This is a genomic window from Sporosarcina psychrophila (assembly GCF_001590685.1).
GTDB lineage: Bacteria > Bacillota > Bacilli > Bacillales_A > Planococcaceae > Sporosarcina > Sporosarcina psychrophila.
Genome location: NZ_CP014616.1, coordinates 2998052 through 3023399 on the forward strand (window position 1 = coordinate 2998052; position 25348 = coordinate 3023399).

Below are 25348 nucleotides of genomic sequence, written 5' to 3' on the forward strand. Positions count from 1 at the left end.
CCCCCTTTCACATATTAAAAAAGGTGCTGGTGGAGCCCCTCTTGTCATTTTGGGATTCAAAATACCACGGTTCTAAAATACTATCCAGGATTTCATGTTCCATCGAGGTCACTTTATCAAGTAATGGGCCAATATCAGCCTTCCTACTTTGATTGTTACTTTGGAGATTCTTCAAATCAGCCACTAAAGCTTTCATTTTTTGAGTTGCTTCCATTCCTGCTTCTGGCGAATGATCCTGCAGTATGGCGTAGAATACTTCATTTGCTTCATTTTGTATGGAGTAGAGGATCTGAGTAACAACATCTTGTGAATGGTTGCGAATAATGGAAGACACGGTATCTTTTTGATCCACCGTTTCCCAGAGTACATTTTCCAGGATGACAATATCATCTATCTTCACAACTTGCCTTTGGTTTATCAACGCCTTCGCTTGAAGGACTGAAAGCGACTGTTGAAACCGCCTGTCAGAAGGCCGAATTCCCTCGTCACGCAAATTAGTACGAATTTCCGAAAGAATTTCATACACTTCATCCGGTATTGTAACCCTGTCCGTCAAAAACTGGAGTTGAATCAATTCATCCATCGTCAAGGAAGGCATGGCCTGATTTTGACCGGTCCCCTTCATCATAGAAACAAAATTCGTATCATCCGCAATATAGTCTAGCTCGAACCGAAGTAAAAACCTGTCGAAAAGAGCTTCAAGCCCTTCTCCTTCTTCAGGATATTCGTTCGAAGCACCAATAACTGATATTAAAGGAACCTTTACTGGCGTTCCGTTATTATAGAAGAGTCTTTCGTTGATAAGCGTCAGTAAACTATTCAAGATTGCCGAGTTTGCTTTGAATATTTCGTCAAGGAAAACTAGATTAGCTTCTGGCATTTTAGTTGCTGTATTCCTCTTGTACACACCTTGTTCAAGGTCTTTTAACGACAACGGGCCAAAAACTTCTTCGGGTGTACTGAACCTTGTCAGCAACCATTGGAAGTATTCTGTTCCTTGTACTATTTTTGCTAATTCAAACGCCAATGCGGATTTCGCAGTTCCAGCAGGCCCAATCATGAGCATATGCTGTCTAGAGAGCAGAGCTACAAGAATCCCCTCAACTTCGTTCTCTCGTTCGAAAAACCTTGAATTGAGTGCCTGTCTGATTTCCTCTAATTTTTTAAAATTAGTAATTGTCATTTTATATAACTCCTAACTTTGGAATGTAATTAAAAAAGGTATTCGTCTTCAAATGCATCTTGCTTTCCTTTACAAAGAACATGTCGAATTTGCCTCTGAAAGATTCTTGTTCTACATAACAGTTTGATGGATACTCAGTCATTTTAATCATCCAATTACTATATTTTCACCATAGATGTCTTTGCACCAACTATTCTTATAGGTAACGTCATACTACTGTTGAGTAACTCATTCAGTTGGCGCTGGAAATCCGATGAATCATCCCATTTAAATAGAAGGCATCTGTCTGGAAATAAACAACGCCTACAGTTTACAACGAGGGGTCTTCAATATCTGACAGTGGTATAGACAATGATTATCATATGAAAGGCAGTGACTGGCGCCAGTAACCGCCTTTCATAATAGTTAGAAAAATGAAACTCTTATAACATACTTTCCGTATAAGAAGTAGATAAAAAATAAAAAAAGAGGAGGTAGTTGAGACTATGTACCATAATAAATCACGTTCGAATCGTATTTCTTTCTTCATAGAGAAGGTCTTTCGAGGGAAGACTGGCGTTGTCATATCTGCAGCTCTTACATTCCTATTACTTGTAGGCTGTACTCAAGACGAACCACAAGACAAAAACATAGAACTTATTCAAGGCTATCTGGAGTATGAATTGACTACTCCAAATAAAGAAGCAATACAAGCACACAATGAACTGTGGAAGTGGGCTGAGAAACAGAACCAGGCGAGCGTACCATTCAGTAAAGAGTATAGCGCATATTTAAAGGATAGCTACGGACCTTATTTTTCCGAAAGTGGTTACGATAAATTAGTGAGAACTTATGTATTAATGTTCCACTTAGCGGCGGACAAATACGATTATCAGACAACTGTTAGTAAAATCGTTATAGAGCAAAATAAAGACACCCCAACGAATTATTACTTTACTGTTTATATTGAATATGAAAAAAAAGGGGAAGATAAAGTGGATGCAGAAATAACAGGGATAGCGATTCTTCGCCCAGGTGGAATAGAGGAAATTAAGTACCTTGGTGATAAGAAAATGTTGAGAACGCTTCTATCAGACGATTAAGTAGGAAAAGTAGATAATGAAATTTCAAAAGAAATCACCCAACTAATGGATGCTTATAGTTGTAGTTGATAAGTTGTTGTAAAGTGTCTCTCATAACTCACAAAAAAATATATAAAAAGAGCGCTTATAGGGCGCCCTTTTTTAATGCTTTTATCGATGATAGTCTTCTCTTTAACGTTCTGAGTAAAGTACGATTTCCATTGTTATTTGTTTATTCCCCCAAAAGAGACCCCGTTAGTTATGTCACTGAAATTCTTCTGTTATCTCTTCACTCGTGAAATCGTCATCCCATCCCCGATTGGAATAAGAAGCGATTCCAATTGGGGATGATTTGCTACCGTTTCATTGAATGTTTTCATTAATTCTGTATAACGTTTTGGTTTCGCCTCCGGATCCACTACACTACCGCCAGCCAGTACGTTATCCGTCACGATTAACGCACCCGCCTCCGCAAGTCGAATGCAATAGTCTAAGTAATTTTCATAGTTTTCTTTATCTGCATCGATAAAGAAAAAATCAAATCGCTGCCCCTTGTCAACTAATCCTTCAAGGCTTTTCAAAGCTGGCCCCGTCCTATAAGATACTTGATCACCAAAGCCAGCCTTGTCTAAATTGCTAGCTGCTAACTTAGCATATCTCTCCTCTAATTCAAGGGAAGTTAATTTCCCTTCACTACCAAACCCTTTGGCAAGACAAATTCCACTATAGCCGCCAAGCGCCCCGATTTCCAGCACATTTTTTGCCCCTGAAATGGCTGTCAGCATCGTAAGTAGCTTGCCAGAAGAAGGTGAAACCGATATGGCAGGCATACCGTTTCCTTCAATCGATGCAATCACTTCCTCCAACAGAGTATCTTGCTTCGTAAATACTGAATCGATATATCCGTTAATTTTTTTCATCCAACTCAATCCCTTCCTCATTAGCATCTACCATTGGCTTGCGATCCGACATTTCATCTACATTGATTTCAAATAGTTGAATAAACTCATTAATGATCATATCAATCGCTTTTAATTCACCGACTAAAATCGGCTGGATTGATTGAAACTCGGGTTGATCTAACTGTTGCATAATAGTTGAACGCTTCAGATGCATACGCTCTAAAAACGCAATTGCTCTCCCTCGACGAAAGGTTTTCGCACCACGCTGATGCACGCCCTCTTCCCCACCGTGGCGTCTGCCGCGATGACGACCTTCTCCCTTGATATGTTCTTCTCTCATTTGTATTCTCCTCCCTCTGTATACATTTGTATACTTAGTGTTATTATCTTAATTGTATACAAACGTATACACACTGTCAATATTAAGTTGTTTGTGTTTATTATAGAAAATAGAGGCTTAGGACTGTTCTTAATCATTTCCCTTTGTTGAATGGATCAAGGCTCGTTAACTCATCGATTGTTATCTTCAGTAAATCTTTCCACATGTCAAATCCATCCCGTTTGGGTAAGCATGCTGTAAACTCTTTGATTTCAGAATTGCCTTGGAGCAGACGCTATATAGAAAGTGACAATGACTTAAATTCAAAACGATATGTTATAAAGATAGAGTAAGTAGTTATTCACTCGTTCCCAAAATCTTTAGCACTTCGTGTACCTGTACCTTCGGAAAGCGACGGATGAAAGACCACCATACAATTAACGAAAATAGCTGTTTAGGGGTGCGACTTTATCGCACCCCTAAACAGCTATAAATCCCGATAATGATGCAGTAGCCGTTCAATCCAAAGCGATCCGCAAGCACGTGTACATGGGGTGTCTAGTATTCACCGCAAAAGTAAGCAGTAATTTAATGGTTAAATTTAGTTGATTACCATTTGTACAATTAACTCTTTTACTTTCCCTAAAATATAGACTTAATATCACATCCATACCGCGCCAATGAATAATAAAAGGGTGAATGCTACTAAGGGACTGTCCTTCTACGCTTTACGCACCAGAGGAATTTGACCGTTCTTTCATTTTTTGATGCAGCTCATTCAGCCGCATCATCAGCTCATCATATTCAGACAAGCTGATGTTACAGAGTTGGATTTCTTCTGCGACTCGTTTCGTGATTGGCCCCTGATCGCGGTGCGCTTTTTCTTCTAAATAAATATACACTTTTCGTTCATCTTCTTGTGAGCGTTCTTTTCGTACCCAGCCGTTTTCCTGCATACGTGTAATCATCGGCGTCAGCGTTCCGGTTCCGAGGTCGAGTCGTGTACCAAGTTCTTTCATCGATACTTCATCTTTTTCCCATAACGCTAAAAGCACCAAGTATTGCGGATACGTCAAACCAAACGGCTGCAATACACTTGTATACAGCTTATTAAACTCTCCAGCCGTTTCGTATACAGCGAAACAAAGCTGGCTGTTCAATGACAGAAAATCCTTCATGATAAAATCTTGTTCAAATCTTCTTCGATTTTTCCAGGTTCAGTTTGCGGCGAATATCGCTTTACAACCTCTCCTTGTTGATTCACTAAAAACTTCGTAAAGTTCCACTTGATTTTTTTCGAAAACAACCCTTTTTTCTCTGTCGTTAAGTGTGTGAAAAATGGATCCGCATCGTCACCGTTCACGTCAATTTTCGCAAAAATGGGGAACGTGACACCATAATTCACTTGGCAGAATTCTGTTGTTTCATTAATATCGTCAAACTCTTGATTATTAAACTGGTCGCAAGGAAATCCCAAAACCGTCAGCCCTTCATCTTTGTACTTTTCATAAAGCGACTGCAATCCGCCATACTGAGGGGTTAATCCACATTTACTAGCTGTATTTACAATAATTAGAGGCTTGCCTTCATATTCTTTCAGTGACGTGATTTCCCCATTTGTTTTTTTTACTTCAAAATCATAAACTGATACCATTTTAAGTCTCCTTTTAGTTAATCACTATTTCAACATCAACGTTACCATTGAGTGCTTTAGAGTACGGACAGTAGTGGTGCGCTTTATTCACATATTCTTCCGCGACGGAATGGTCAACGCCCTCAATTGTTACTTTGAGCTTGACGCCAAGTTTAACACCTTTATCTTCTTTATCTGGGTAAAGAGAAACAGTCGCTATTACTTCACTGCTTAAAAAGTCAACTTTCCCCTTCTCCAACTGTAACTCAAGCGCACTGTTAAAGCATGCGCTGTAACCTGCAGCAAATAGCTGCTCCGGATTCGTTGCAGTTGTGACATCGCCCCCTAGTGCTGCTGGTTTTGCAACATCCAAATTGAAAATATTGTCCGGTGAATAGACATACCCATCACGTCCGCCTGTGTTAATAATCGTCGTTTCATAAAGTGCTTTCATGTCAAAAACTCCTTTTTCTTTTATTTAAATCGCTCACAACTAAATCGTACACGATTTATATTAAAAATGCAAATATAATCTAATTTCTCTTTTTATTATTTCTACGTTGTGACACCCCATAGATAATTACCAAAAGAACAAAGCCTGTTTATGATGGAATTCGTCAGTGGATCGCTAATTCGGGTTTTTGAATGCTGAAGCATAAAAAAAATTAAAAATCCCTTTGGATACTAGTACCCAAAGGGATAAACCGCTGTAACTTTTAATAAACAGTACGACTTTATTTCAGATGTGTATGGTTTCTGACACTCATACAACTGGAGCCAGTTTATATGAGCATTATTTACTTCTTACGAATAACACTTTATACCACTGATTAACTAGAAACGGCATACAGGACAAGCAATAAATATAACCTAATTGTATCCCACTTAATGTTGCGACTTCAAACACACCCGTAAGCGATGGAACAAATAACACTAAATGTAAACATAGAAAACCTATTAAAAATGCTAGCCAAGTATAGAGATTCGAAAACACACCTATTGTGAAGATCGATTCTTTAGATCTAGAATTGAAGCCATGTACTAATCTTGACAAACATAATGTTGCAAATGCCATTGTGCTTGCTGTTTGCGTATCCCCCGTTGACAATCCTATTCGAAAAGCAATGATCGTAGCTATAGCAATTAATAAGCCTTCGAGTATCACTTGAGTCGTAAATGTTTTATTTAATAATGGAGTGTTAATATCTCTTGGCTTGTCCTTCATTGTGTTTTTATTATGCGGCTCTAAACCTATTGCAATTGCCGGCAAACTATCGGTAAGTAAGTTAATAAATAATAGATGCACGGGTGCAAAAGGGACGGGTAAACCTAATACTGTTGCATATAATACAACAAAAATAGCACCTGCATTCCCTGATAATAAAAATAGAATGGCGTTTTTAATATTCGTATAGAGGCTTCTTCCATTCGAAATAGCTTTGACAATCGTTGAAAAATTATCATCCGTTAAGATCATAGAGGATGCATCTTTCGCTACCTCAGTACCGGTTATCCCCATCGCCACACCGATATCGGCTTGTTTTAAGGCAGGACCATCATTGACACCATCTCCCGTCATCGCAACTACATTTCCTTTTTCCTGCCAAGCTTTAACGATGCGAATTTTATGCTCTGGTGTTACACGGGCATAGACAGAGAAATCTTGAACCTTTTCTTGTAGTTGTTGATCAGTTAATCCTTCAATTTCATGTCCTTCGATCGCTTCTGATGGATCGTTTAAAATACCAATTTGTTTGGCTATAGCAGTTGCTGTTATTTTATGGTCACCTGTAATCATAATTGGTTTAATACCTGCTTTTATACAGCTTTCAACCGCTGATTTTGACTCTTTTCTCGGAGGATCCATCATCGCTATTAATCCGACAAAAATTAAATCTTTTTCGACTTCGACATCGATTAGTTGATTTTTCGATATCTCTTTGTAAGCAATTGCAAGTACTCTTAAACCATTCATAGAAAAGTCACGATTCACTTCTTCAATTTTAGTACGATGTTCATCCGTAATATAAAGTACACCTTCTGAGGTTTCAATTTTCGCAATTTTGGATAGAAGAACATCTATTGCTCCCTTTGTAATCAAAGTATAGCGCTGATTGAACTGATGTACTGTACTCATTAGCTTTCTGTCTGAATCAAAAGGTATTTCGGCCAGCCTTGGATAGTGATTTCTTACGATTAATTCGTCAAGATTGTACTGCTTCCCCAATTTCACAAGTGCAATTTCAGTTGGATCACCAATTTCTTTACCATCTCTTTCCAAGGCGTCATTACACAATAGTGCCTTTAAGATAAGATTTTTCTCAATCGCATTTTCTGTATGTAGTTCATCATGCGAAATGACTTTTTGATCAATATATACTTGTTGAACACTCATTTTGTTTTCCGTTAATGTTCCCGTTTTATCTGAACAAATAACGGAAATACTTCCCAGACTTTCAACAGCATAGAGTTTACGTATAATGGCATTCTCCTTCGCCATTTTTTGTGTCCCAAATGCCAGCACAATGGTAATAATCGAACTTAACGCTTCCGGAATTGCTGCAACCGCCAGCGAAACAGCAAACATAAACGAGTCTACTAACTCGCGTCCTCGAAAAAGATCAATAATGAAAATGGCTAAACAGATCATCGTAATTCCTAAAGCTAATTTTTCCCCAAAACGATCTAAATTTACTTGTAAAGGTGTTTTCTTCTCTTTCGCAGTATCCAGTAAATTTGCGATTTTCCCAATTTCCGTTTCCATACCAATGGATGTAACAATGACGGTACCACGTCCATTGGTGACAAAGCTTCCAGTGAACACCATATTCTTTTTATCGCCAATCGTTACACGATCTTCTTTGATGGGCGCAGTACTTTTCGCAACAGCCAATGATTCACCTGTTAGCGAACTTTCATTAATATGCAAATTATGGCTTTCTGCTAATCTGCCATCAGCACTTATATAGTCACCAGCCTCTAAATAGAGAAGATCTCCAACTACTATATCTTCTGAAGAAATCTCTACTATCTGTTTATCTCGCATCACTTTTGCAACTGGAGAGGTCAAAGCTTTCAGATTATCCAAAGACTGTTCTGCCTTCACATGCTGCACAGTGCCCAGGATTGCGTTTAAAATAACGACAATCATAATCACAATCGTGCTTTCTACTTCACCTAATAGAAATGAAATGAAAGCGGCAATCAATAATATAATAACTAATAAATCTTTAAACTGTCCAAAGAAAACGGAGAATGTACTTGTCCTTTTTCCTTCCAGCAATTCATTATAACCGTATACTTCTTGCCTATTTTGGACGTCATAATCGCTCAATCCTTGATTTGTCACGTCCAACATCTCCATGACTTCAACTGATGATTGTTGATGAAATTCTGACATTCGATTCCCCTTCCAGCGTAAATTTAGTAGACAATACAATAGCACTAAAGCCTAGAAGTGAAATCTCTATGAATTATATTCAGTAGAAAAAATACTTCTATTTAATAATCTTTCTGTTAGCAAATCTCGATTCCCGACGAGCAGACCTCTTATGGATTGTCCTATCTTACGTAGGGAGTGAATCCACTTGAATATATTCCAGAAAACAGCATTCGATAATAAGCTTTTCAATTTTGTCTCCAATCTACTCCACCTCCATAATACTCTACCAATACTATTCCTAGTTCTGTTCCAGTATGCTAATAATCGATATACAAATTAAGTTATTTATTGTATCGGTGAAAACATAAAATAGATTCACTATTACTCTTTAGTTGATTTTAATTATATTAGTTTGGTCCACAAAAAAATAACACCTGAATTCCACCGACGTTTGGTCAATGGATTTCAGGTGTTTTCTATTCTAAATACGGTACTTATTCACTAAACCAATCAGGTGTGGAAAATACAGTTTTGTTAGAAATATAGAATAGACAACTTTCTATAGGGATTGTAAATGCCCGAAGATGCAATTTTGGGCACTCTTGCACGTTATACAATGCGTTCCTTGCTTACTAGTAGCAAAGAGTATACACGTACCGCCTAAATAGGTAATCATGTTATTCACTAATCATCAGGTGTGGAAGTGCTACTAATTTGTGCTTGGTATAGAAACAGCCAACCGATTAGAAATTAATTGAGTGTCTTTCCATGTCAAAAGGTTTTCAACATATCCTAATGTATCTGCATTTGTTGGTCCAATAATGCGCTGTAGGGCCAATAAATCATAATTGTAACTTTCGTTAGTTGTAATGATTGGATGTAAAGCTCCTAAGGCAAGTACTTCACCTTTTAACGGATTTTTTAGTAGTCCATTATCATCGTAATACTGTGCTAAATAATCATGGCCTTTGTTGCTGATATCTATGGTGAACAGTAGGTTTTGCCGAGAACTTTCAACACCCACTTTATAGAAATCCTCATAATTTACTTGGAATGTGTATTTTTCATTGTAGCTATCGACATTAAACAGTTCATGTAAACTGTTATTTCTAAAGGAATAGATATAAAAGATGCCATATCCCCCACTCCCACCCGTATCAATACTTACCATTATGTCAGGTACAAGATCGTTGTCAAAATCGCCAAGGAACAACCGTGCATTATATCCCGCGTTGTTTTTGAGATGTACGGTTGTACTTTTATAAGACTTGCCATCTTGAATAATAAGTGTAATATTGTCAGCAAAGATACCCGGTGGTCCAGCGACTTGACCATATAAATAAACCGTGTCTAGAATACCGTCTCCGTTTACATCTCCTGTCTTCAAGTCCAACAATGTACGATTCCCGTAAAACGCAATCCCTCCTGTTCAAATTCAATTGTTGTCCTTGCACTATATGCTGAAATTAGCTAGAGGATTTCCTTCCAGCAAAACGGAGCCCGACATTATGCTTCTATATCATTTAAGACTTCCAACGATTCCAACACATGATCTAGAAATTCTGAAATGTCACCCATATGTTCCTCGTTAATTTTAGATTTGAATTTCACTTCAATAAGGTTCTGGTAACTTGACGCTTCTTGTTCATACACGAAGCTTACTGTTTGCGTTAACTGAATGTCAGTTTCCCAAATGATATTTAATGCTTGCTCAATTCGCTTGCATTGTACGGCTACATTTTGAACAGGTTTGTTAAAGCGTACTACTAATAAACAACCTAGATTTTTACTAGGCAGCTCTAAAATCTCCCCTGCCAAATCTTTTACGGATGCCCGTAATACAATCTCTGCTGTCACATGGGGGTGATCTGCTAGCGTAAATTGAATAGCAAAATCTCGAGCCATAATGGCAAAATCCATTCGGTCGACCCGGTTAGTAATCATGATTTTTCGATCTACATTATCTAAATCATACACCTGATTTTCAAATGCTACTTTTAGATTTTCAAAAATTGTGGGATCATACAAATTGCTTCCTCCAAGTAACAACCGATTTTAGTTGTGCTTTATTTTCCGCAACATTTTTTATGTTTTTTCCCACTGTCACATGGGCAAGGTTCATTCCGGCCCGTTCTCCCACCCTCAATTACGCTAAATGGGGTGCTAGGTAGCGGCATTAAATGGTGTTTCTCCATTTGTGCAAGTTCATGAGGTGTATGACCTCTATTTTCCCAAATGCGCGTGGTGTTCGCAATCATGGTGATAACTTGCATATATTCATTCATTTGCTTCATATCTTTACATTTAAAACGCCCTAAAAAATTCTGCACTACTCCTTGGAAATTAACGTGCACACCTTGTAATTGACCGACCAATTCATCAATTTCATCTTTAATCATGAGCGTACTACCACCATAAAAGTCTTTCGCAAGCATATTTCCAAGCTTTTCTTGGTGGCTTGTCTTTTCATAATATAAATCATCTGCGTAGCGCAGTAGCTCTTCTTTTACAGGTACATAAAATGGCTTTCCTATGGTTCCTTCTAAAAACGCAGAATAATTCTCGACATATTCAATGGCTTCATGGATCAATGCTCTCTTATGTGTAAACACACTTTCTTTCGCTAGCTGTTTTGCGGAATGAGTATCTGCTAACAGTGCCTGTAGTTCACTACTCGATACAGCTGGCTCATTTTGAGAATTATAAATCTCCAAAAACTTTGGATACTCAATCAATCCATATAAATTAGTACATGCTATAGCATACTGGACGATAAGGTTTTTGTTAGGCAGTAAGTCAGGATTTACCGACTTTGCACCGCGATATTTATCAGATAGCACATGATAATTTTCATGATCGATATATTGCCATTCGGTCTTTTTGTATTTCACATATTTTAAACGATCATTCAGCCAAGCAATGTCCAAAGGTAAGTAGAACTGCTCCTCCGCCCATGCATATGTGGATAAATAATCTGGATGTGTCGAATCTTGATACACTTCTAGAAAAGCTTCATATCCTGGGGGACCGCCAACATCCTCCGGTGGCGCCGTTCCTTCTCCATTAAGTAATGTGGGATAGCCAAAATAATAATCCTCTACTATTTCTTCAAGCTCCACAAGAATCCGCCAGTCGTCACCAAAATCATAGTTATAAATGAAATGACTGTGTTTTTCAAGATACGAATCGATTTTTATACTCGCTGGCTGCTTGACCGTTTTACCATAATAGGTCTTCCCTTTATAGTCGTCTAAAATCGATTCATTATTTGTGATAAAATAATCATCTATCTCCACTCCAAAGGTATGGTACGGCTCAAGTGTGCTTTGAAAATTTGTGACGTTCTGGATTGTTTCATGTAAACGGTTAAATGTCGCACCTGCGGGTAAAATAATGCGCCTCCAGATATGCGGCTTTATGTCTTCAAAGGAAAGTTTTAAAATATATGCTTTCATATGTCACCCTCGTTATTTATTTTCATCTAACGTTATGGCTACTACCTATTTTAACGTAATTAATCCACAACATCGAAGAAAAGACCTTTCGCATGTTCAGTAAACTTGCGAAAGGTCTTACCTATTTGGGATAGTTTCTCACAGAAATACTTCAAATTCATTTCAAATAAAATAATCCGCCATTGATGATGTCAATTTTAATTCTCGCTTCGTATTGTTGGTCCATCGCTTCTTTCTCAATCTCATAACAATCCGGTTTATTTTCCACCCCTTCATAGAAGTATTCTAATACCCTGCGATCCTTTTGCCATCTTAACTTCGCTTCTTCAGCCCATGTATGATCTGCTTTTTGTATAAAGTTGTCAATTATCCCATCCAATCGTTCGAGGGCACGAATGGGTTTGATAATATAGGGCAAATTAAAGGTGTTTTCTGACATAGCCGTATCTAAGTCCACTGTGCTTAACAATTCCTGAAACCCCTCTTTCACCTGGCCCGTCATTAAGTTTATACCTAACGAATGAAGAATTTCCTTCGTTTGATCGCTGTAATATGATATTTTATAATTAACAGCTAACCAAGGTGTTAATATGGTTTGCGTTCCAAGTTTATCTGCTACCCGTTCATACATCTGGACATATGAACCCATCTCTTTTGTTGCTTCAAACAGTTGACTGAGCCGTGGGGAACCGAAGTGTATAACTTCCCCTTTAACGTCTTCAACAAGCCTATTTTTATCAGTGATAAAAGTTAGTTGTGCTGGACTGGGCACGCCATCTGTACTCTCTAAGTATTTCCAATAATATGGTCTATTCATAATTTTTTTATCCATATCAACCGTTAATTGAACATTGATATAATGATCATTGTCATTTACTATTTGGCAATGGTTTTCATTAAAAAACTGCAGTAAATAACTGTGAATTTGTTGTGGGTACATGTAATTCCTCCTTCAATTCCCCAAGCTCTTTCACCTCAAATGGACTCTTTAAAAGCAGATAAAATATCATCCAACTCACCCACTACTTGTTCAAAGACCCCAATTTTAACATGAAGTAAATCCAATATTTGGTCTTCGATTGTATTCTGAATGGCTAAATTATAAATATGAACGTCATGCTCTTGCCCTAACCGATGGACACGTCCAATGCGTTGCTCTAACTTCATGGGGTTCCAAGGTAAATCATAGTTAATGACGTGATGACAAAATTGTAGATTAATCCCTTCACTGCCGGATTCCGTCGCAATTAGCACCTGCGCTTGTTCTTTAAACAGCTGCTTCATCCACTCCCGTTTATTCTTATTGAATTGTCCGTTAAAAGGGACGCTTGTGATTCCTTTTGACTGTAAATACCATTGCAAATAGGTTTGACTTGCTCGATATTCGGTAAAGAGTATAACCTTATCATTTGCCTGAGTAATAATTTCATAAGCTTTTTCTGCTTTTGAATTTATGTCTAGTCCCATCAACTTTTGAATAATTCCTTCCATATAAGAAATGTCTTCTGGTTTAATGCATTTTTGAAGCATGTTAGTTAACGTTAAGCATGTAGCTTCCTTACTGCTGCACATTTCCCTTTGCAGCGTTATCATAGAGAAGGCATCCGAGAAAACGGGACAAACATTTTTAAGTTCTGAAATCAGATCGTATACTTCTTGTTCTTCTTTCGTAAAATCAATCGGTATTATTTGAACACGACGATTTGTCCATTCAATTCCAGTATCCTGCCTTCTATTTCTTACCATCACTTGATTAACCAATTCTTTCAAATAATCGTCGTGTTCCACATTGTGCTTACTCGCGGAAAAAGACGATTGAAAGGTTTCGTAATTTCCTAAGTGCCCTGGTTTTAGTAAAGAAATGAGATAGAAGAGTTCAAATACATCATTTTGAATTGGCGTGGCAGTCAACAACAAACAAAACTTTTTCTTTAAGTTTTGTACAAACTCATAATTTTTAGTTTTGTGGTTCTTTAATTTATGAGCTTCATCAATGATGATTAAATCATACTCTTGATCATAGATGTTTTCTTTATGCGGGCTTCTTTTTGCCATATCTATACTCATAACGACAATCGTACAATGGTTTAAATCGTAATTTTTTTTATATTGCATCGCTGGAATATGAAATTTTTGGTTCAGTTCTTCAATCCATTGATTGACAAGTGATGCTGGAACCAAAATTAACGCCTTCTTCACAAGGCCTCTGATTAAATACTCTTTCAAGATCAAACCAGCTTCGATGGTTTTACCAAGTCCCACTTCATCTGCAAGAATCGCTTTTCCATTCATCCTTTCAATGACCGTTTCCGCCACTTTCAATTGATGGGCTAGGGGTGTAAGATTGGGTAAATATTTAGGTGATTGAAGGCCATTAAAATCTGTAATCAAGTTCGTTTTTACCGCCTCATAACTCATCCTATATAATGTCCAATTATCCCATGCCTCCCGCTTCTCCAGTCGCTCTGTAAAGCCTTCTTTCCACTCAGACGACCTTTCAATTATCATAACCATCACCTCATTATCACTTTTTCTTTCTCATTAGGTTGTCCCAAAAAGAAGTTCCTATGTTTATTGAATTGAAGTTCGAATTTCAGACGTAATTTTTATTGAAAATTCAAAAAGACATGAAACGCTTAACCCTAAAGGTCAAACATTCCATGTCCTATTGTTTTATTCATAAAGGTTTCCGAAGTATACACCTGGTTCGTGAATCCTTTTTATCAGTACTTGTTTACACCTAAATGAGTTAAATTTTTAACTCTATTTTAGCATCTTCTTTTAGCTCTTCAACATGTTTAGCAAGTAACTTCTGTTGTTGTTCTTGATTAATCATTTCTTGGATTTGTTCACTTACTTCTTTAAGCGGTGGCATCTCTTGTCCCGCTTCTTTTGATGAAGACGCAGCTTGATCGTAGTATTCTTTAATTTCTTTATCCGATACTTTTTTCGCTGGAGCTATCTTATCTTGGTACTTTCCAGATATGATTAAATCCGCGATTTGTTCTTTCAATGTTTTTACATCCATGCTTTGAGCTTTGAGCGCTTTCTTCATTTCTTTTTCGCCGCCAAATTGCTTTTCAAATACTGAATACTCTTTATCAATTTCAGATGCAGATGCTTTTATTTCAGCTTCCTTTGCTTTTTGAAGAATCAATGCCTGATTAATAAGCATATCAAGTGCTTGCATTTTTACTTGTTCCGCTGATTCTTTGCTCGATGGGTCTTGTCCCATTTCCTGCATTTGACCTTGAATTGATGTCACCGCTGCATTATAGTTCTCACCTTTAAGTTCTTCCTTATTTACAACAGCCACAATCTTCTTGTCGTCCACTTGCTGTTCAGCTAGCTTCTCTTGCATCTCTTTTGCAGATGCTTGTTGCTCTTTTGTAGCTTCTGGTTCATTAGTATCTTCTTGCTTAGTATCTTCTTGTTTGGTTTCTTCTTGAGGCTTTTTATCAGTTGCCGCTTTATCTTCGCCACCGCAAGCAGCTAAACTTAATGCTAGTGCACCTGCTATAAATGGAACTAGTACTTTTTTGATCTTCATATCATGTAAACCCCTCTCAAATCTGCCGCTCTTTATTTCTTAAGCTTAGTTTGTATCTTAACGAACATTCATCAAAAGATAAACCCATATCCCTCCACGACACCGAATTGTCACCTGCATGTCATTTAGCAATTACTACAAACGCCTATTAGACACAGATCTATCGAAATACTGTCATTGAATTATTACAAGGTCAAGTTACGTAAAGTTTGCACATTTTCAATCTAATTTGCTCTATTCATTGGATTTTCACTACAGAGGTATAGTACATCTACTCTAGAAATCGGGAATTTAACTATATATGTTGAATTAAAGAGTCCCATTGAATCTGCTGTGGCGCTCAATAATAAGAGAGTTGTAATTCGGGGTGTGGATTGTAGAACGCTTGGCGCTTTGGGGATGTCTTACGGCTTCGGCAACCCCTTTGCCGCGCCTGCGCTAGGGTGTTCATTATCGAGAGAAATGTGATTTTGAGATGTATATGGAGAGACTTTAATGTGATTACTATTTCATACTAATTATAGTCAAGAAATCCGCAATCTGGGTTGCGGACTTCATCACAGCTAATGAAATGCGCTTTCTCACATAGACCATCCAGCGAAGGCGCGTCTTCGTGGTAGCCGGAGCGATAAGACTGAAAGCGTTCTTCTTTCTGGCTTATCGCGGGAGGCATCCACAAAGCGTCGAAGCGGTATTAGTGGTAATCCTAATTCATTCCAAATACTAAGGCTTTTTCAGTGGCCTCCCAAAAGCCCTTATAAAGCGCATACGCCGTATTCATTTGTTCAACATATATAGCACAAAATAAAAACCATGAACATGAAGAAAAATACACACTAACAGTTACTAACACCATTCATCCTCTCCGGGTTGTGGTTGAAGCTGCCCCATACTTCATATGGTGAATATTGTGTATTTCAAAGTACTCATTTATAATTAACTTATGCAAATTTTTACTTACCCATAAAAACTACAATCTGATTTTTTTCAAATTGTTAAGAGGAGGAAATATGAAACTAGGAGCATTCTCTTCAAGTCTAAGTGTAAAAGACATTCATAAATCAAAAGCATTTTACGAAAACCTGGGATTTCAAGTGTTTGGAGGGGATATAACCCACAACTGGCTTATTATGAAGAATGAAAGTTGCATAATAGGACTATTCCAAGGAATGTTTGAAAAAAACATTCTGACTTTTAATCCAGGCTGGAATGAAAATGCCGAAAATCTCGATTCGTTTACGGATATACGAGACCTTCAAAAACATCTTAAAGCAAAAGGAATTAAAATGTTGACTGAAGCAGATGAGTCAAGCGTAGGTCCTGCGAGTTTTACAATTGAAGATCCAGATGGGAATTCCATTCTTGTAGATCAACACGTTTAATGAAGAGCTAATAACGTTTCAAGGAACTTTAGACTGATTTTATGACCACCCATTTCACTTCTTATATAGACACTTAAAACGAAAAGGGATACATCGAGTGATTATTTCTTAAGTTAAAAAAACACTGGAAACCCATCTATGTTCTGCCGATGGATTTCCAGTGTTTTTTTCGGAACATCAGTAAAGTGAAATGATGATGTGTTCCTCTGTAAAGTAAATTCATTATGGGTTGAACTTTCAGGATGCTCCTCTTGCACACAACATACCCAAAATTTATTTTCCGACGGGATCTATTGGTTCTTTCCCCGTTAAAACAGCTACTAAATTCTCTGCCGCTCGCATCGCCATTGCCGCTTCCGTTCTCGCTGTAGCAGATCCGATGTGAGGGACTGTCACGACATTCGACATTTGAAGTAATGGATTAGTTGGATCCACAGGCTCTTTTTCGAATACATCCAGTCCTGCTCCATGAATTTCTCCGTTTTGCAAAGCATGAATAAGCGCTTGTTCATCGACAGTCTGACCGCGAGATATATTTATGAAAACAGCAGATTTCTTCATCAATTTGAATTCCTCTTTACCAATGATTTGGAACGTTTCAGACGTAAGAGGTGTCATCAACACAATATAGTCGGCACGTGTTAACAGTGACGTCAAATCGCAATACTCCGTACCATACTTCTCTTCAGCTTCCGGTTTTCTATTCCGATTAAAATAAAGAACATCCATATTAAATCCGAATTTTGCTCTTCTCGCAATCGCTTCTCCAATTCGCCCCATCCCAATAATGCCTAACGTGGTACTATGTACATCTTTCCCATAGATTTCGCGATAATTTGTCGTCGGTTTCCAGCTTCCCTCTTTGACGAATCGATCCAACTCAGTGATACGTCTAGCTGTGGATAAAATGAGGGCAAATGCTAAATCTGCAACTGTTTCATCCAATACATATGGCGTATTGGTTCCAATTACATTTCGTTTAGTCATAGCGTCTACATCAAAATTATTGTAACCAACAGATACGTTACTAATGACTTTTAGGTGAGGGGCGTGATTCAGTAACTCCTCATCAATTCTTCCAACCATACTGCTACCCCCAGTATATAACCCTTCAACATCAGCAATTTCCTCTAACAGAACATCCCTCGGAGTTCGCCCATCGCCATGCCATTCACGAATATCACAATACTGAGCCATATAGTCTTTCACTTGGTCAGGTATAGAATATGTTGAATAAATTTTTGGTTTCACTTTTCATTCCCCCTACTATTCACTAGCTTCTAACTCCATTGTGCCATAGTTTACAATCTTCGGCACGTGAAATTCCATAGTGTCAGTTGCCTTTGCAAGAAACTATCGTAACTATCTAAACTTTCATGATTTATTACTGTAGGTACCTGCAATAGTTCGAATTATGATCGCAACTTAAGTAATTCTGCATCATCTACGGAAAGTTTTGCCATAATAACTGCTTTTTTCACTTGAATAGTGTAGGCACGCGACAGGCTACTAGCCACAATAAGACTCCTTATAAATATGTCATGAATAGGTAGTCGAAAGCGGGCCGAAAATAGTGCAGTGAAAATGAAGGTCATCAAGCCCCACTCACCAGTTTTTTATGCAAATAAATGGTTAACCAACAGACGTGATGTTGTAATAAAGAATCCTCCCAACAAAGCTTGGCCTCAGTAGACGTCTTCGCTGGACATTATATAGAATCAGTAGTTCAATTTATGTAGAATAGTCGCATGAACAAATTTATACAGTATAGTAATACCAATTCATCGATATATATTCCCCATTTTACTTATGATTAATTAAGGCTGTTTTCGCATAGATTGTTGCTTTTTGACCATACTGTTAAAAGGTTGATACAATACGGTTAAGAAGGCATTCAAGTATGTGGACAGATGTATATGAAGACTTCAGCGACTTAACCAAATTGGAGCAATTGGCGTTGTTTGAAGCAATGAAACAAGACTTATTTCCAGATGACCCGGATAAAATCACATCACTACTTAAAAGCATTCGTGAAGCACGCTTTGCTTCTGGTTTGGGTTGCGTCCATTGTGGGAGTACGTCAGTCAAACGTAATGGCAAATATCGCTCAAGACAACGGTACCTGTGTAGTGACTGCGGGAAATCGTTTAACGACATGACCAACACGCCATTTTCAGGCTCACGTTACCCCGAAAAGTGGGTCAAATACATTGAGCTGATGGTGGAAGGCTATACACTGCCAAAAATTGCTGAACGCCTACAAATTCATCTCTCTACGGCTTTTTACTGGAGACATAAAATCTTGAATGCATTAGGAAGCCAAGGCTTTAATCAACTACAAGGTATCGTTGAAAGTGATGAAACCTTCTTTCGTGAGTCTATGAAAGGAAATGAAATCCCCCATAGAAAGGCGAAGAAGCTTGGAGAGAAAGATGAAAAACGGGGAATTTCCAACCTAAAAATTGCCGTTGTAGTCGCACAAGACCGAAATGGAAGTGTGGTTGCTCGTATTGCGGGAAGAGGTCGCCCAAAAGCCGAAGAAATTGACACGGTGATAGGTGAATACATTCACCCATCTGCTTTGCTATGTACAGACACAGCTACGAACTATAAGATGTTCGCAAAAATAAAAGGACTCAAGCACGAAACGGTGAATGAACGACAAAAACAACAACGTGTTAAGAAGGGTATCTATCACATCCAACACGTAAACAACTTCCACAATCGTTTAAAGTCTTGGATGGTACGTTTTCAAGGAGTTGCCACCAAGTACCTTGACAACTACCTTTACTGGTTCCGCTGGCTTGACCTCGGCAAGAATTTATCATTTGAGAATCGGGTAGGGCAAATGCTTATTTCAGCGTGTCAAAAATCCAATCATACAACGGTAGCAATGTTGAAAACAACGTAAAAAAAGACCAATTTAATTGGTCCCATGGAACTTAGCGGGTAACGCTGAACGAACCATGATTTTGTAACCATTTATCAATTGCTTGTTTGGAAAAGTATAACGTGCCATTAATCTGTATATACGGAAGTTCACTTGATGTACTGTTTTCTCCAGATGGAATTGGTCCCAACATGCTAACATCTTCCTCGCTCAAACCTAAATAAATAGCTAACTCACTCTTATTAAAAAATTGTGGTTTTATTACTTCTTTTTCTTTTTCAGTTTTTAGTGAAACTTCTTTAACACTGGTTGAATTTTCTCTTAATTCGTTAGTGATTAACCAACTTCCTATCATAAAGGATAACGCCAAACAAAAAATAGATAGTGCTATTAAGTTGTTTTTCATACTTTACACCCCTTTCGTTTACTTTCTCTTATTCTATACTTTCCCCTCTAAATTTACGCTCTATTAGCAACAATCTTTACGAAAAGAGCCTTAATTAAAAAGAACTGTCTTCCTAAGTCTGTAAAAAGACCGTAAAGACAGTTCCCTTTCTTCTTTCGAATTAAAATGGCATTCAGAAGATTTTTTATATCACGTCTCGTTTAGACGTTGACCTCTCCTGCTTCTCTTTTCTCCGTTACTCAGACAAGAGTTTAATTGCTTCGTCTAATGATTTCTCGATTGCAATCGGAGCATATGTAAACCACGGATCATCACCAATATAATAGACATCATTATTTTTTACAGCGTCAATACTTTTCCACAAAGAACTTTCTTCGATTTGAGAAAGCATACTATCCTTCTGCTGTGTTTCTTCCCCATACGTTAACATGATAATTTTGTCCCCTGCATAATCCGGCAACTTCTCCATTGATATATCTTCGTAAACAAACTCTTCAAAATCAGGGTCTTTTGCCAGCTTTTCTTGAATGAACGAAGGCGGAGTTAATTGTAATGATCGATAAAGGACATGACCAATGTTTCGTGCGCCATAAAGTCTAAGTGTATCTTTCTCATATGTCATAAAAATCGATACGACTTGATCTTTACCTATTTTACCAGCAATTTTTTCTCTTCCTTCAGCAGCTTTATCATCTAATCTGGCAATCCACTCATCGGCTTCTTTCTCTTTACCCAAGACATTAGCTACCTCTTTAAATTGAGTGAAAACATCTCCATACATCCATGGAATGACAATCGTAGGCGCAATTTTACTTAGTTGCTCCACTTCTTCAGGATCTGCTGAAATAATTAAGTCCGGTGCCATTTCCAGCACTTTCTCGATGCTGAATGGACTTCCAAGGTCTTCTACCCCAGCTTGTAATTCGCCTAAATAGTTATTGTCCAATACATGTGTTGGTGCGCCAATCGGCTTCACACCAAGCGCAAGCATCGCATCTAAATATTGAGTCGTCACAACACGCTGTGGATTGACGGGGATCTCTACTTCTCTTCCGGTTACATCCTTATAGATTCTTGTAGATGTATTCATTTCTTTGCTTTCACTTGATTTTGCTTCTTTTTCAGATTGTTTTGTTTCAGAATCTGTTTTATTAGTTTCTTGTTCGCTACATCCCCCCAGCGCTAAGGATAGAAGCGTTATTATAAATAATGTGTGAAATAATAGTTTTGGTTTCATCTTTTGTTACTCCTTTTTCCTCTGCAATTCAACGCTTCTCGATACTAAGTTAGAAAGACACGCTGGTATGCCACTATTAAAATAAGTTAGTTTTTCACTGCATACAAATGTTTGACCAATTCACGATTTTTCTCTTTAAAGATGTCATTATGTGAAGAGACCATTCCGTGCCCATAAGCATCTGGCGCGATATATTGTTTCGCTTTATTCACAGCATTAGCCGCGTCCTGAAACGCCCCTGCTATTAAATGAAGCTTCCCTTCATGATTCAAAATATCTCCTGCTGCAAAGAGCCCTGGTACAGATGTTTCACTCATGGGACTGCCTGCAACACTGTATTCATTCGCCATTTCTATATCTAACCCACTATTCGAAGTCAATTCTTTATCACGATCATAGCCATGATTAATAATCACTTCATCAACAGACAGCTGAATCAGATCTCCATCTTCTCCGTTAACTAACTCCACCTTCTCAATCGTTTCGTGGTCACTTGCTGCAATGAGTTTTTGGATTGATGTATTCAATAAGCACTCGACAGAACTATTGAATAGCTTCGATACTTCTGCCTCATGCCCTTTCAACATATCTTTCCGGTAAGTTAAATAGACTTTTTCCGCAATCGGTTCCAACTCATTCGCCCAGTCAACAGCGGCATTACCGCCTCCGGAAATCAATACGGTTTTCCCTTTAAAACGTGCAAGAGATTTCACTGTATAATGCAAATTTGCAACTTCAAAACGTTCTGCGCCTTCAATTTCTAATTTTGTTGGTTTCAAGATTCCCCCACCAACAGCTAAAATGACTGTTTTGGACAAATGCTTTTGGTTTGTAGATGTCTGAATAACAAAATTTCCATCCTCATTTTTGTTAATCGAAGTTACTTTTTCCCCTAATACAAGCTCGGGCTCAAAAGTTAATCCTTGCTGAATTACTTGTTCAATCAGTCGTTCTCCTGTAACCGGTGTGAGTCCGCCAATATCCCAAATCATTTTCTCCGGATAGACATGCACTTTTCCGCCCAAATAAGGTTGGAACTCAATGATCTTAGTTTTCATTTCCCTTAAACCACTATAAAAAGCGGAAAAAAGTCCCGCTGGGCCACCACCAATAATTGTTACATCATATAACTGTTCTGAATTCATCATCCATGCTCCTTTTTCATTTAGTCATTATGCAGCGCGAGAAAGCCAAACTAGTACCCAAAATACAATCTGTCGCCACGATATCTATTATCAATTTTCTTTATAGGCGAAATACCTTCTCTACGCCTAGCTAAACGTAAAAATTTACCTGAAATGATCTTTCCTCATCTTTTTGATAATGATAATGATAATGATAATCATTCTCACTATTTAATAGTATAAATCATTGTGGAATCGTTTTCAATACTTAACTAACAATCACAACGATATTGTTAAAATACGCTCACGTAGCACTACCATGAAAAAATTACTTCGTTGGATTTTCAATCAGCATGTCTAAAAACAAGTCTATTTGCTCATAAATCGCAATCGGATCGTATCGGTAATATGTATCAAAGTCGTTATAAAACACTCGATTATTCTTCATCGCATCCAATCCTTGCCAAACAGACGAATCCTTCAAGTTCTTTAAAGCCTCTCCTTTTTTCTCAGGATCGTAGGTTGTCAAAAACATATAGTCTGCGGCGTACTCTGGTAATACTTCCATTGACAGCTGGAGTGTTTGTTCTTCATTGTTGTTTTCATGTGGCATGTTAAGTTCCAACGCATTATACAGTGCTTGCCCCCCGCGTCCTGCATTGTCTCCAAAGATCCAAAGATCACCTTTGTCCGTTAATTCATAAATACCGAATGTTGCATCTGCATCAATAACGGCTGATAGCTTTTCCCTTCCTTCTTTTGCTTTCTGGTCAAATTTGCTTATGAATTTATCCGCTTCCTCATGATTTCCGGTAATATCTGCAAACAATTCGATCGTTTCTTGAATATTTGTTGCCGTTCCATATGGAATATGAATTGTTGGTGCAATTTTCGAAAGTTGCTCGTAATTTTCATCATACATAACAACAATTAAATCAGGTTTTAGTTCTAATACCTTTTCAATATTCACTGGCGTTCCAATCTCGACGGCATCTTTTAATAAATCCTTAATAAATGGATTGTCAAAAGCTGTTGGCTCAACACCTACGACATTTGCGTCAACAGAAAGCAACTCTCCTCCGTAATAATCTGTAACAATTCGCAATGGCTTTGTTGGGATTTCAACGGTACCTCTTTCGGTCTCGAACGACCGAGTTTCTGCGGTTTGTTGCTCTATTTCTGCTTTTTCTGTCTCATTCTCTGTTTCTGAAGGTTTTGTCGTTGATTTATTACACGCAATTAGTATTGAAGCCAGCAAGAATAGCATTGCAGTCATGATCATTAATTTGTTTTTCTTCACAATCGGTTAACCCCTTTTCTAAATAACTTTTTTACTCAAGTTAATCAACACAAGTGAGAATGAGAATCATTTTCACTAACTAAGTGTATACGACAAAATCGAAAAATACAATAACTTATTTTCACGTCTGTTGATTAACCATTTATTCGCATAAAATACTAGGGAGTAGGGCTTGATGACCTTCATTTTCACTGCACTATTTTCGGCCCGCTTTCGACTAACTATTCGTGACAGATTTACTGAGGGGTCCTACTATGGCTAGAAGTCATTCAATCCGAAGCAATCGAAAAATGCAACTATACAAGTAGCGCCTAGTAGGAGATTATGTTATTCACTGGTTACTTTTAGTTAATAAACAGATGTGACTTATTTTATTAATCCTAAATAGACATCCATCAAATTCGATGTTAAAAAATAAAGAAGCCCTTATAAAGCCAACCTACTTTGAGTAATCAAATAATATCGCAAAGAAAAGATGCTCCTTAAGCCATACAACAGGCTGTGGAGCACCTTTTTCTATTTTTCTAAACTAGTGAGCCAAGTTACAAGCTCTTCTGTCTGAGCAAGGACAGCAATCGGATCATAATACCATGAACGTTCCTCTGGCCATACATAGAGGTGACCATTCTTGACCGCTGGCAGGCTGCCCCAAACAGGATCTGCTTCAAAATCGGCAACTGTTCGACTGTTGGAAGTCAAAATGATATAATCACCTGCGTAACTTTCTAACATTTCCGCCGAGAGTTCGGCCCATTGCTTCTCCATAATTTCATCGGCAATAACGCTAGGTGGTTTGCGTCCTAGTGCTTGGTAGACTGGCTGTCCGCCACGGCCGAAATTATCACCGTATACATATGTTGATTTGTCAATGTCCTCCATAATCGAGAAACTTGCATCTTTGCCGATAGCTGCATCAACCTTAGCTTTAGCGTCTGCAATTTGCTGGTCATAATTATTTAGCCAAACTTCTGCTTCCTTTTCTTTACCAAGTAGTTGACCGAAAAAGGTCAGTTCCTCGTGAGCATTTTTCAAATCACCATATGGAATAACGATTGTTGGAGCGATTTTGCTTAAAATCTCATAGCTCTCTCCATTTCCAGTAATGATAAGATCCGGGTTAAGGGCGAGAATACTTTCAGCAGACGGACTTCCGTAAACTCCAGTATCAGAAACACCCAAAAGTTCATTTTCAAAATAATAGTTATTAATTGTCAGTTCCGGTGCTCCCACTGGTATAACATCTAAGGCAATCAGACTGCCAAGGTATTCCTCTGCTACAATACGTTGCGGTTTGATAGGAATTTCAATCTCTCCATTTACTGTAGCAATAGTTTTCGTAGTGCTGTTCGTGTTAGCTCCTGAATTTTGGTCCGATTCCACTTTATCGGTCGCTCCGCTATTTGAAGCTTTCTCTGTCGCTCCGCAAGCGGAAAGGACTATCAAGATTAGAAATAATACTAACGGAACAATTAGCCTCAGCCTCTGCCCCCAATGATGGTTTTCTTGTGTATACAACTTTAAATC

Annotated in this window: 22 protein-coding genes; 3 read left to right on the forward strand and 19 right to left on the reverse strand. The window is 38.0% G+C overall.

Annotated features, from left to right (window positions below; genetic code table 11):
- Nucleotides 1-7: 7 nt before the first annotated feature.
- Nucleotides 8-1183, reverse strand: a complete 1176-nt coding sequence (locus AZE41_RS14425; RefSeq protein WP_067210759.1) for an AAA family ATPase — start codon at nt 1181-1183, stop codon at nt 8-10.
- Nucleotides 1184-1668: 485 nt separating this feature from the next.
- Here AZE41_RS14425 and AZE41_RS14430 point away from each other — a divergent pair, with 485 nt between their 5' ends.
- On the forward strand, nt 1669-2265 hold the full coding sequence (locus AZE41_RS14430) for a hypothetical protein (protein WP_067210762.1): 597 nt from the start codon (nt 1669-1671) through the stop codon (nt 2263-2265).
- A 260-nt stretch (nt 2266-2525) separates the two neighbouring features.
- Here AZE41_RS14430 and AZE41_RS14435 read toward each other — a convergent pair whose 3' ends face one another.
- The 12 genes from AZE41_RS14435 to AZE41_RS14490 form a co-directional block, all read right to left on the reverse strand.
- Nucleotides 2526-3164, reverse strand: coding sequence for an O-methyltransferase (locus AZE41_RS14435; protein ID WP_067210763.1), 639 nt, complete (start codon nt 3162-3164; stop codon nt 2526-2528).
- Nucleotides 3151-3486 carry a hypothetical protein gene (locus AZE41_RS14440; protein ID WP_067210766.1) on the reverse strand — a complete coding sequence of 112 codons (336 nt, stop codon included), beginning with the start codon at nt 3484-3486 and terminating at the stop codon, nt 3151-3153. The genes AZE41_RS14435 and AZE41_RS14440 overlap by 14 nt, the downstream gene beginning before the upstream one ends.
- A gap of 707 nt (nt 3487-4193) precedes the next feature.
- On the reverse strand, nt 4194-4625 hold the full coding sequence (locus AZE41_RS14445; RefSeq protein ID WP_231885682.1) for a MarR family winged helix-turn-helix transcriptional regulator: 432 nt from the start codon (nt 4623-4625) through the stop codon (nt 4194-4196).
- Between the two features lie 14 nt (nt 4626-4639).
- Entirely contained in the window at nt 4640-5119 is a 480-nt protein-coding gene (locus AZE41_RS14450) for a glutathione peroxidase (RefSeq protein ID WP_067210771.1), read from the reverse strand.
- A gap of 13 nt (nt 5120-5132) precedes the next feature.
- Entirely contained in the window at nt 5133-5552 is a 420-nt protein-coding gene (locus AZE41_RS14455; protein ID WP_067210774.1) for an organic hydroperoxide resistance protein, read from the reverse strand.
- Between the two features lie 339 nt (nt 5553-5891).
- Nucleotides 5892-8498, reverse strand: coding sequence for a cation-translocating P-type ATPase (locus tag AZE41_RS14460; RefSeq protein WP_067210777.1), 2607 nt, complete (start codon nt 8496-8498; stop codon nt 5892-5894).
- A gap of 691 nt (nt 8499-9189) precedes the next feature.
- A complete protein-coding gene (locus AZE41_RS14465) occupies nt 9190-9873 on the reverse strand; it encodes a VCBS repeat-containing protein (RefSeq protein ID WP_231885683.1) in 684 nt (227 codons plus the stop codon).
- A 113-nt stretch (nt 9874-9986) separates the two neighbouring features.
- Complete coding sequence (locus AZE41_RS14470) at nt 9987-10508, reverse strand: hypothetical protein (RefSeq protein WP_067210781.1); 522 nt, start codon at nt 10506-10508, stop codon at nt 9987-9989.
- 38 nt (nt 10509-10546) lie between these two features.
- Nucleotides 10547-11935 (reverse strand): plasmid pRiA4b ORF-3 family protein, encoded by a 1389-nt coding sequence (locus tag AZE41_RS14475; RefSeq protein ID WP_067210783.1) that lies wholly within the window; start codon nt 11933-11935, stop codon nt 10547-10549.
- 157 nt (nt 11936-12092) lie between these two features.
- Complete coding sequence (locus tag AZE41_RS14480; protein ID WP_067210785.1) at nt 12093-12875, reverse strand: YqhG family protein; 783 nt, start codon at nt 12873-12875, stop codon at nt 12093-12095.
- A 35-nt stretch (nt 12876-12910) separates the two neighbouring features.
- Nucleotides 12911-14443: a DEAD/DEAH box helicase gene (locus AZE41_RS14485; protein ID WP_197485323.1), complete on the reverse strand. Its 1533-nt coding sequence runs from the start codon at nt 14441-14443 to the stop codon at nt 12911-12913.
- A gap of 241 nt (nt 14444-14684) precedes the next feature.
- Nucleotides 14685-15485: a SurA N-terminal domain-containing protein gene (locus AZE41_RS14490; RefSeq protein WP_067210791.1), complete on the reverse strand. Its 801-nt coding sequence runs from the start codon at nt 15483-15485 to the stop codon at nt 14685-14687.
- A gap of 1010 nt (nt 15486-16495) precedes the next feature.
- Here AZE41_RS14490 and AZE41_RS14495 point away from each other — a divergent pair.
- Nucleotides 16496-16867: a VOC family protein gene (locus tag AZE41_RS14495; RefSeq protein WP_067210794.1), complete on the forward strand. Its 372-nt coding sequence runs from the start codon at nt 16496-16498 to the stop codon at nt 16865-16867.
- 273 nt (nt 16868-17140) lie between these two features.
- Here AZE41_RS14495 and AZE41_RS14500 read toward each other — a convergent pair whose 3' ends face one another.
- Nucleotides 17141-18118, reverse strand: a complete 978-nt coding sequence (locus tag AZE41_RS14500) for a 2-hydroxyacid dehydrogenase (RefSeq protein ID WP_067210796.1) — start codon at nt 18116-18118, stop codon at nt 17141-17143.
- A 649-nt stretch (nt 18119-18767) separates the two neighbouring features.
- Between AZE41_RS14500 and AZE41_RS14505 the strand changes: the two genes are divergently transcribed.
- On the forward strand, nt 18768-19778 hold the full coding sequence (locus AZE41_RS14505) for an IS1595 family transposase (protein WP_067210798.1): 1011 nt from the start codon (nt 18768-18770) through the stop codon (nt 19776-19778).
- Nucleotides 19779-19809: 31 nt separating this feature from the next.
- Here the strand turns inward: AZE41_RS14505 and AZE41_RS14510 are convergent, their stop codons facing one another.
- The 5 genes from AZE41_RS14510 to AZE41_RS14530 form a co-directional block, all read right to left on the reverse strand.
- A complete protein-coding gene (locus tag AZE41_RS14510; protein ID WP_067210801.1) occupies nt 19810-20163 on the reverse strand; it encodes a hypothetical protein in 354 nt (117 codons plus the stop codon).
- 235 nt (nt 20164-20398) lie between these two features.
- Nucleotides 20399-21400, reverse strand: a complete 1002-nt coding sequence (locus AZE41_RS14515; protein WP_067210803.1) for an ABC transporter substrate-binding protein — start codon at nt 21398-21400, stop codon at nt 20399-20401.
- Between the two features lie 86 nt (nt 21401-21486).
- The gene (locus tag AZE41_RS14520) at nt 21487-22545 is read right to left on the reverse strand and encodes an NAD(P)/FAD-dependent oxidoreductase (protein ID WP_067210805.1); all 1059 of its coding nucleotides are present in this window, start codon (nt 22543-22545) and stop codon (nt 21487-21489) included.
- A 307-nt stretch (nt 22546-22852) separates the two neighbouring features.
- On the reverse strand, nt 22853-23827 hold the full coding sequence (locus AZE41_RS14525; RefSeq protein ID WP_067210808.1) for an ABC transporter substrate-binding protein: 975 nt from the start codon (nt 23825-23827) through the stop codon (nt 22853-22855).
- Between the two features lie 513 nt (nt 23828-24340).
- Entirely contained in the window at nt 24341-25339 is a 999-nt protein-coding gene (locus AZE41_RS14530; protein ID WP_197485324.1) for an ABC transporter substrate-binding protein, read from the reverse strand.
- Between the last annotated feature and the right edge of the window lie 9 nt (nt 25340-25348).

Bases quoted from the DNA above. Each gene is read 5' to 3' on its own strand.
- AZE41_RS14425 (WP_067210759.1), bottom strand. From the start codon at position 1,183: ATGACAATTACTAATTTTAAAAAATTAGAGGAAATCAGACAGGCACTC.
- AZE41_RS14430 (WP_067210762.1), top strand. From the start codon at position 1,669: ATGTACCATAATAAATCACGTTCGAATCGTATTTCTTTCTTCATAGAG.
- AZE41_RS14435 (WP_067210763.1), bottom strand. From the start codon at position 3,164: ATGAAAAAAATTAACGGATATATCGATTCAGTATTTACGAAGCAAGAT.
- AZE41_RS14440 (WP_067210766.1), bottom strand. From the start codon at position 3,486: ATGAGAGAAGAACATATCAAGGGAGAAGGTCGTCATCGCGGCAGACGC.
- AZE41_RS14450 (WP_067210771.1), bottom strand. From the start codon at position 5,119: ATGGTATCAGTTTATGATTTTGAAGTAAAAAAAACAAATGGGGAAATC.
- AZE41_RS14455 (WP_067210774.1), bottom strand. From the start codon at position 5,552: ATGAAAGCACTTTATGAAACGACGATTATTAACACAGGCGGACGTGAT.
- AZE41_RS14460 (WP_067210777.1), bottom strand. From the start codon at position 8,498: ATGTCAGAATTTCATCAACAATCATCAGTTGAAGTCATGGAGATGTTG.
- AZE41_RS14475 (WP_067210783.1), bottom strand. From the start codon at position 11,935: ATGAAAGCATATATTTTAAAACTTTCCTTTGAAGACATAAAGCCGCAT.
- AZE41_RS14480 (WP_067210785.1), bottom strand. From the start codon at position 12,875: ATGTACCCACAACAAATTCACAGTTATTTACTGCAGTTTTTTAATGAA.
- AZE41_RS14485 (WP_197485323.1), bottom strand. From the start codon at position 14,443: ATGATAATTGAAAGGTCGTCTGAGTGGAAAGAAGGCTTTACAGAGCGA.
- AZE41_RS14490 (WP_067210791.1), bottom strand. From the start codon at position 15,485: ATGAAGATCAAAAAAGTACTAGTTCCATTTATAGCAGGTGCACTAGCA.
- AZE41_RS14495 (WP_067210794.1), top strand. From the start codon at position 16,496: ATGAAACTAGGAGCATTCTCTTCAAGTCTAAGTGTAAAAGACATTCAT.
- AZE41_RS14505 (WP_067210798.1), top strand. From the start codon at position 18,768: ATGTGGACAGATGTATATGAAGACTTCAGCGACTTAACCAAATTGGAG.
- AZE41_RS14510 (WP_067210801.1), bottom strand. From the start codon at position 20,163: ATGAAAAACAACTTAATAGCACTATCTATTTTTTGTTTGGCGTTATCC.
- AZE41_RS14515 (WP_067210803.1), bottom strand. From the start codon at position 21,400: ATGAAACCAAAACTATTATTTCACACATTATTTATAATAACGCTTCTA.
- AZE41_RS14520 (WP_067210805.1), bottom strand. From the start codon at position 22,545: ATGAATTCAGAACAGTTATATGATGTAACAATTATTGGTGGTGGCCCA.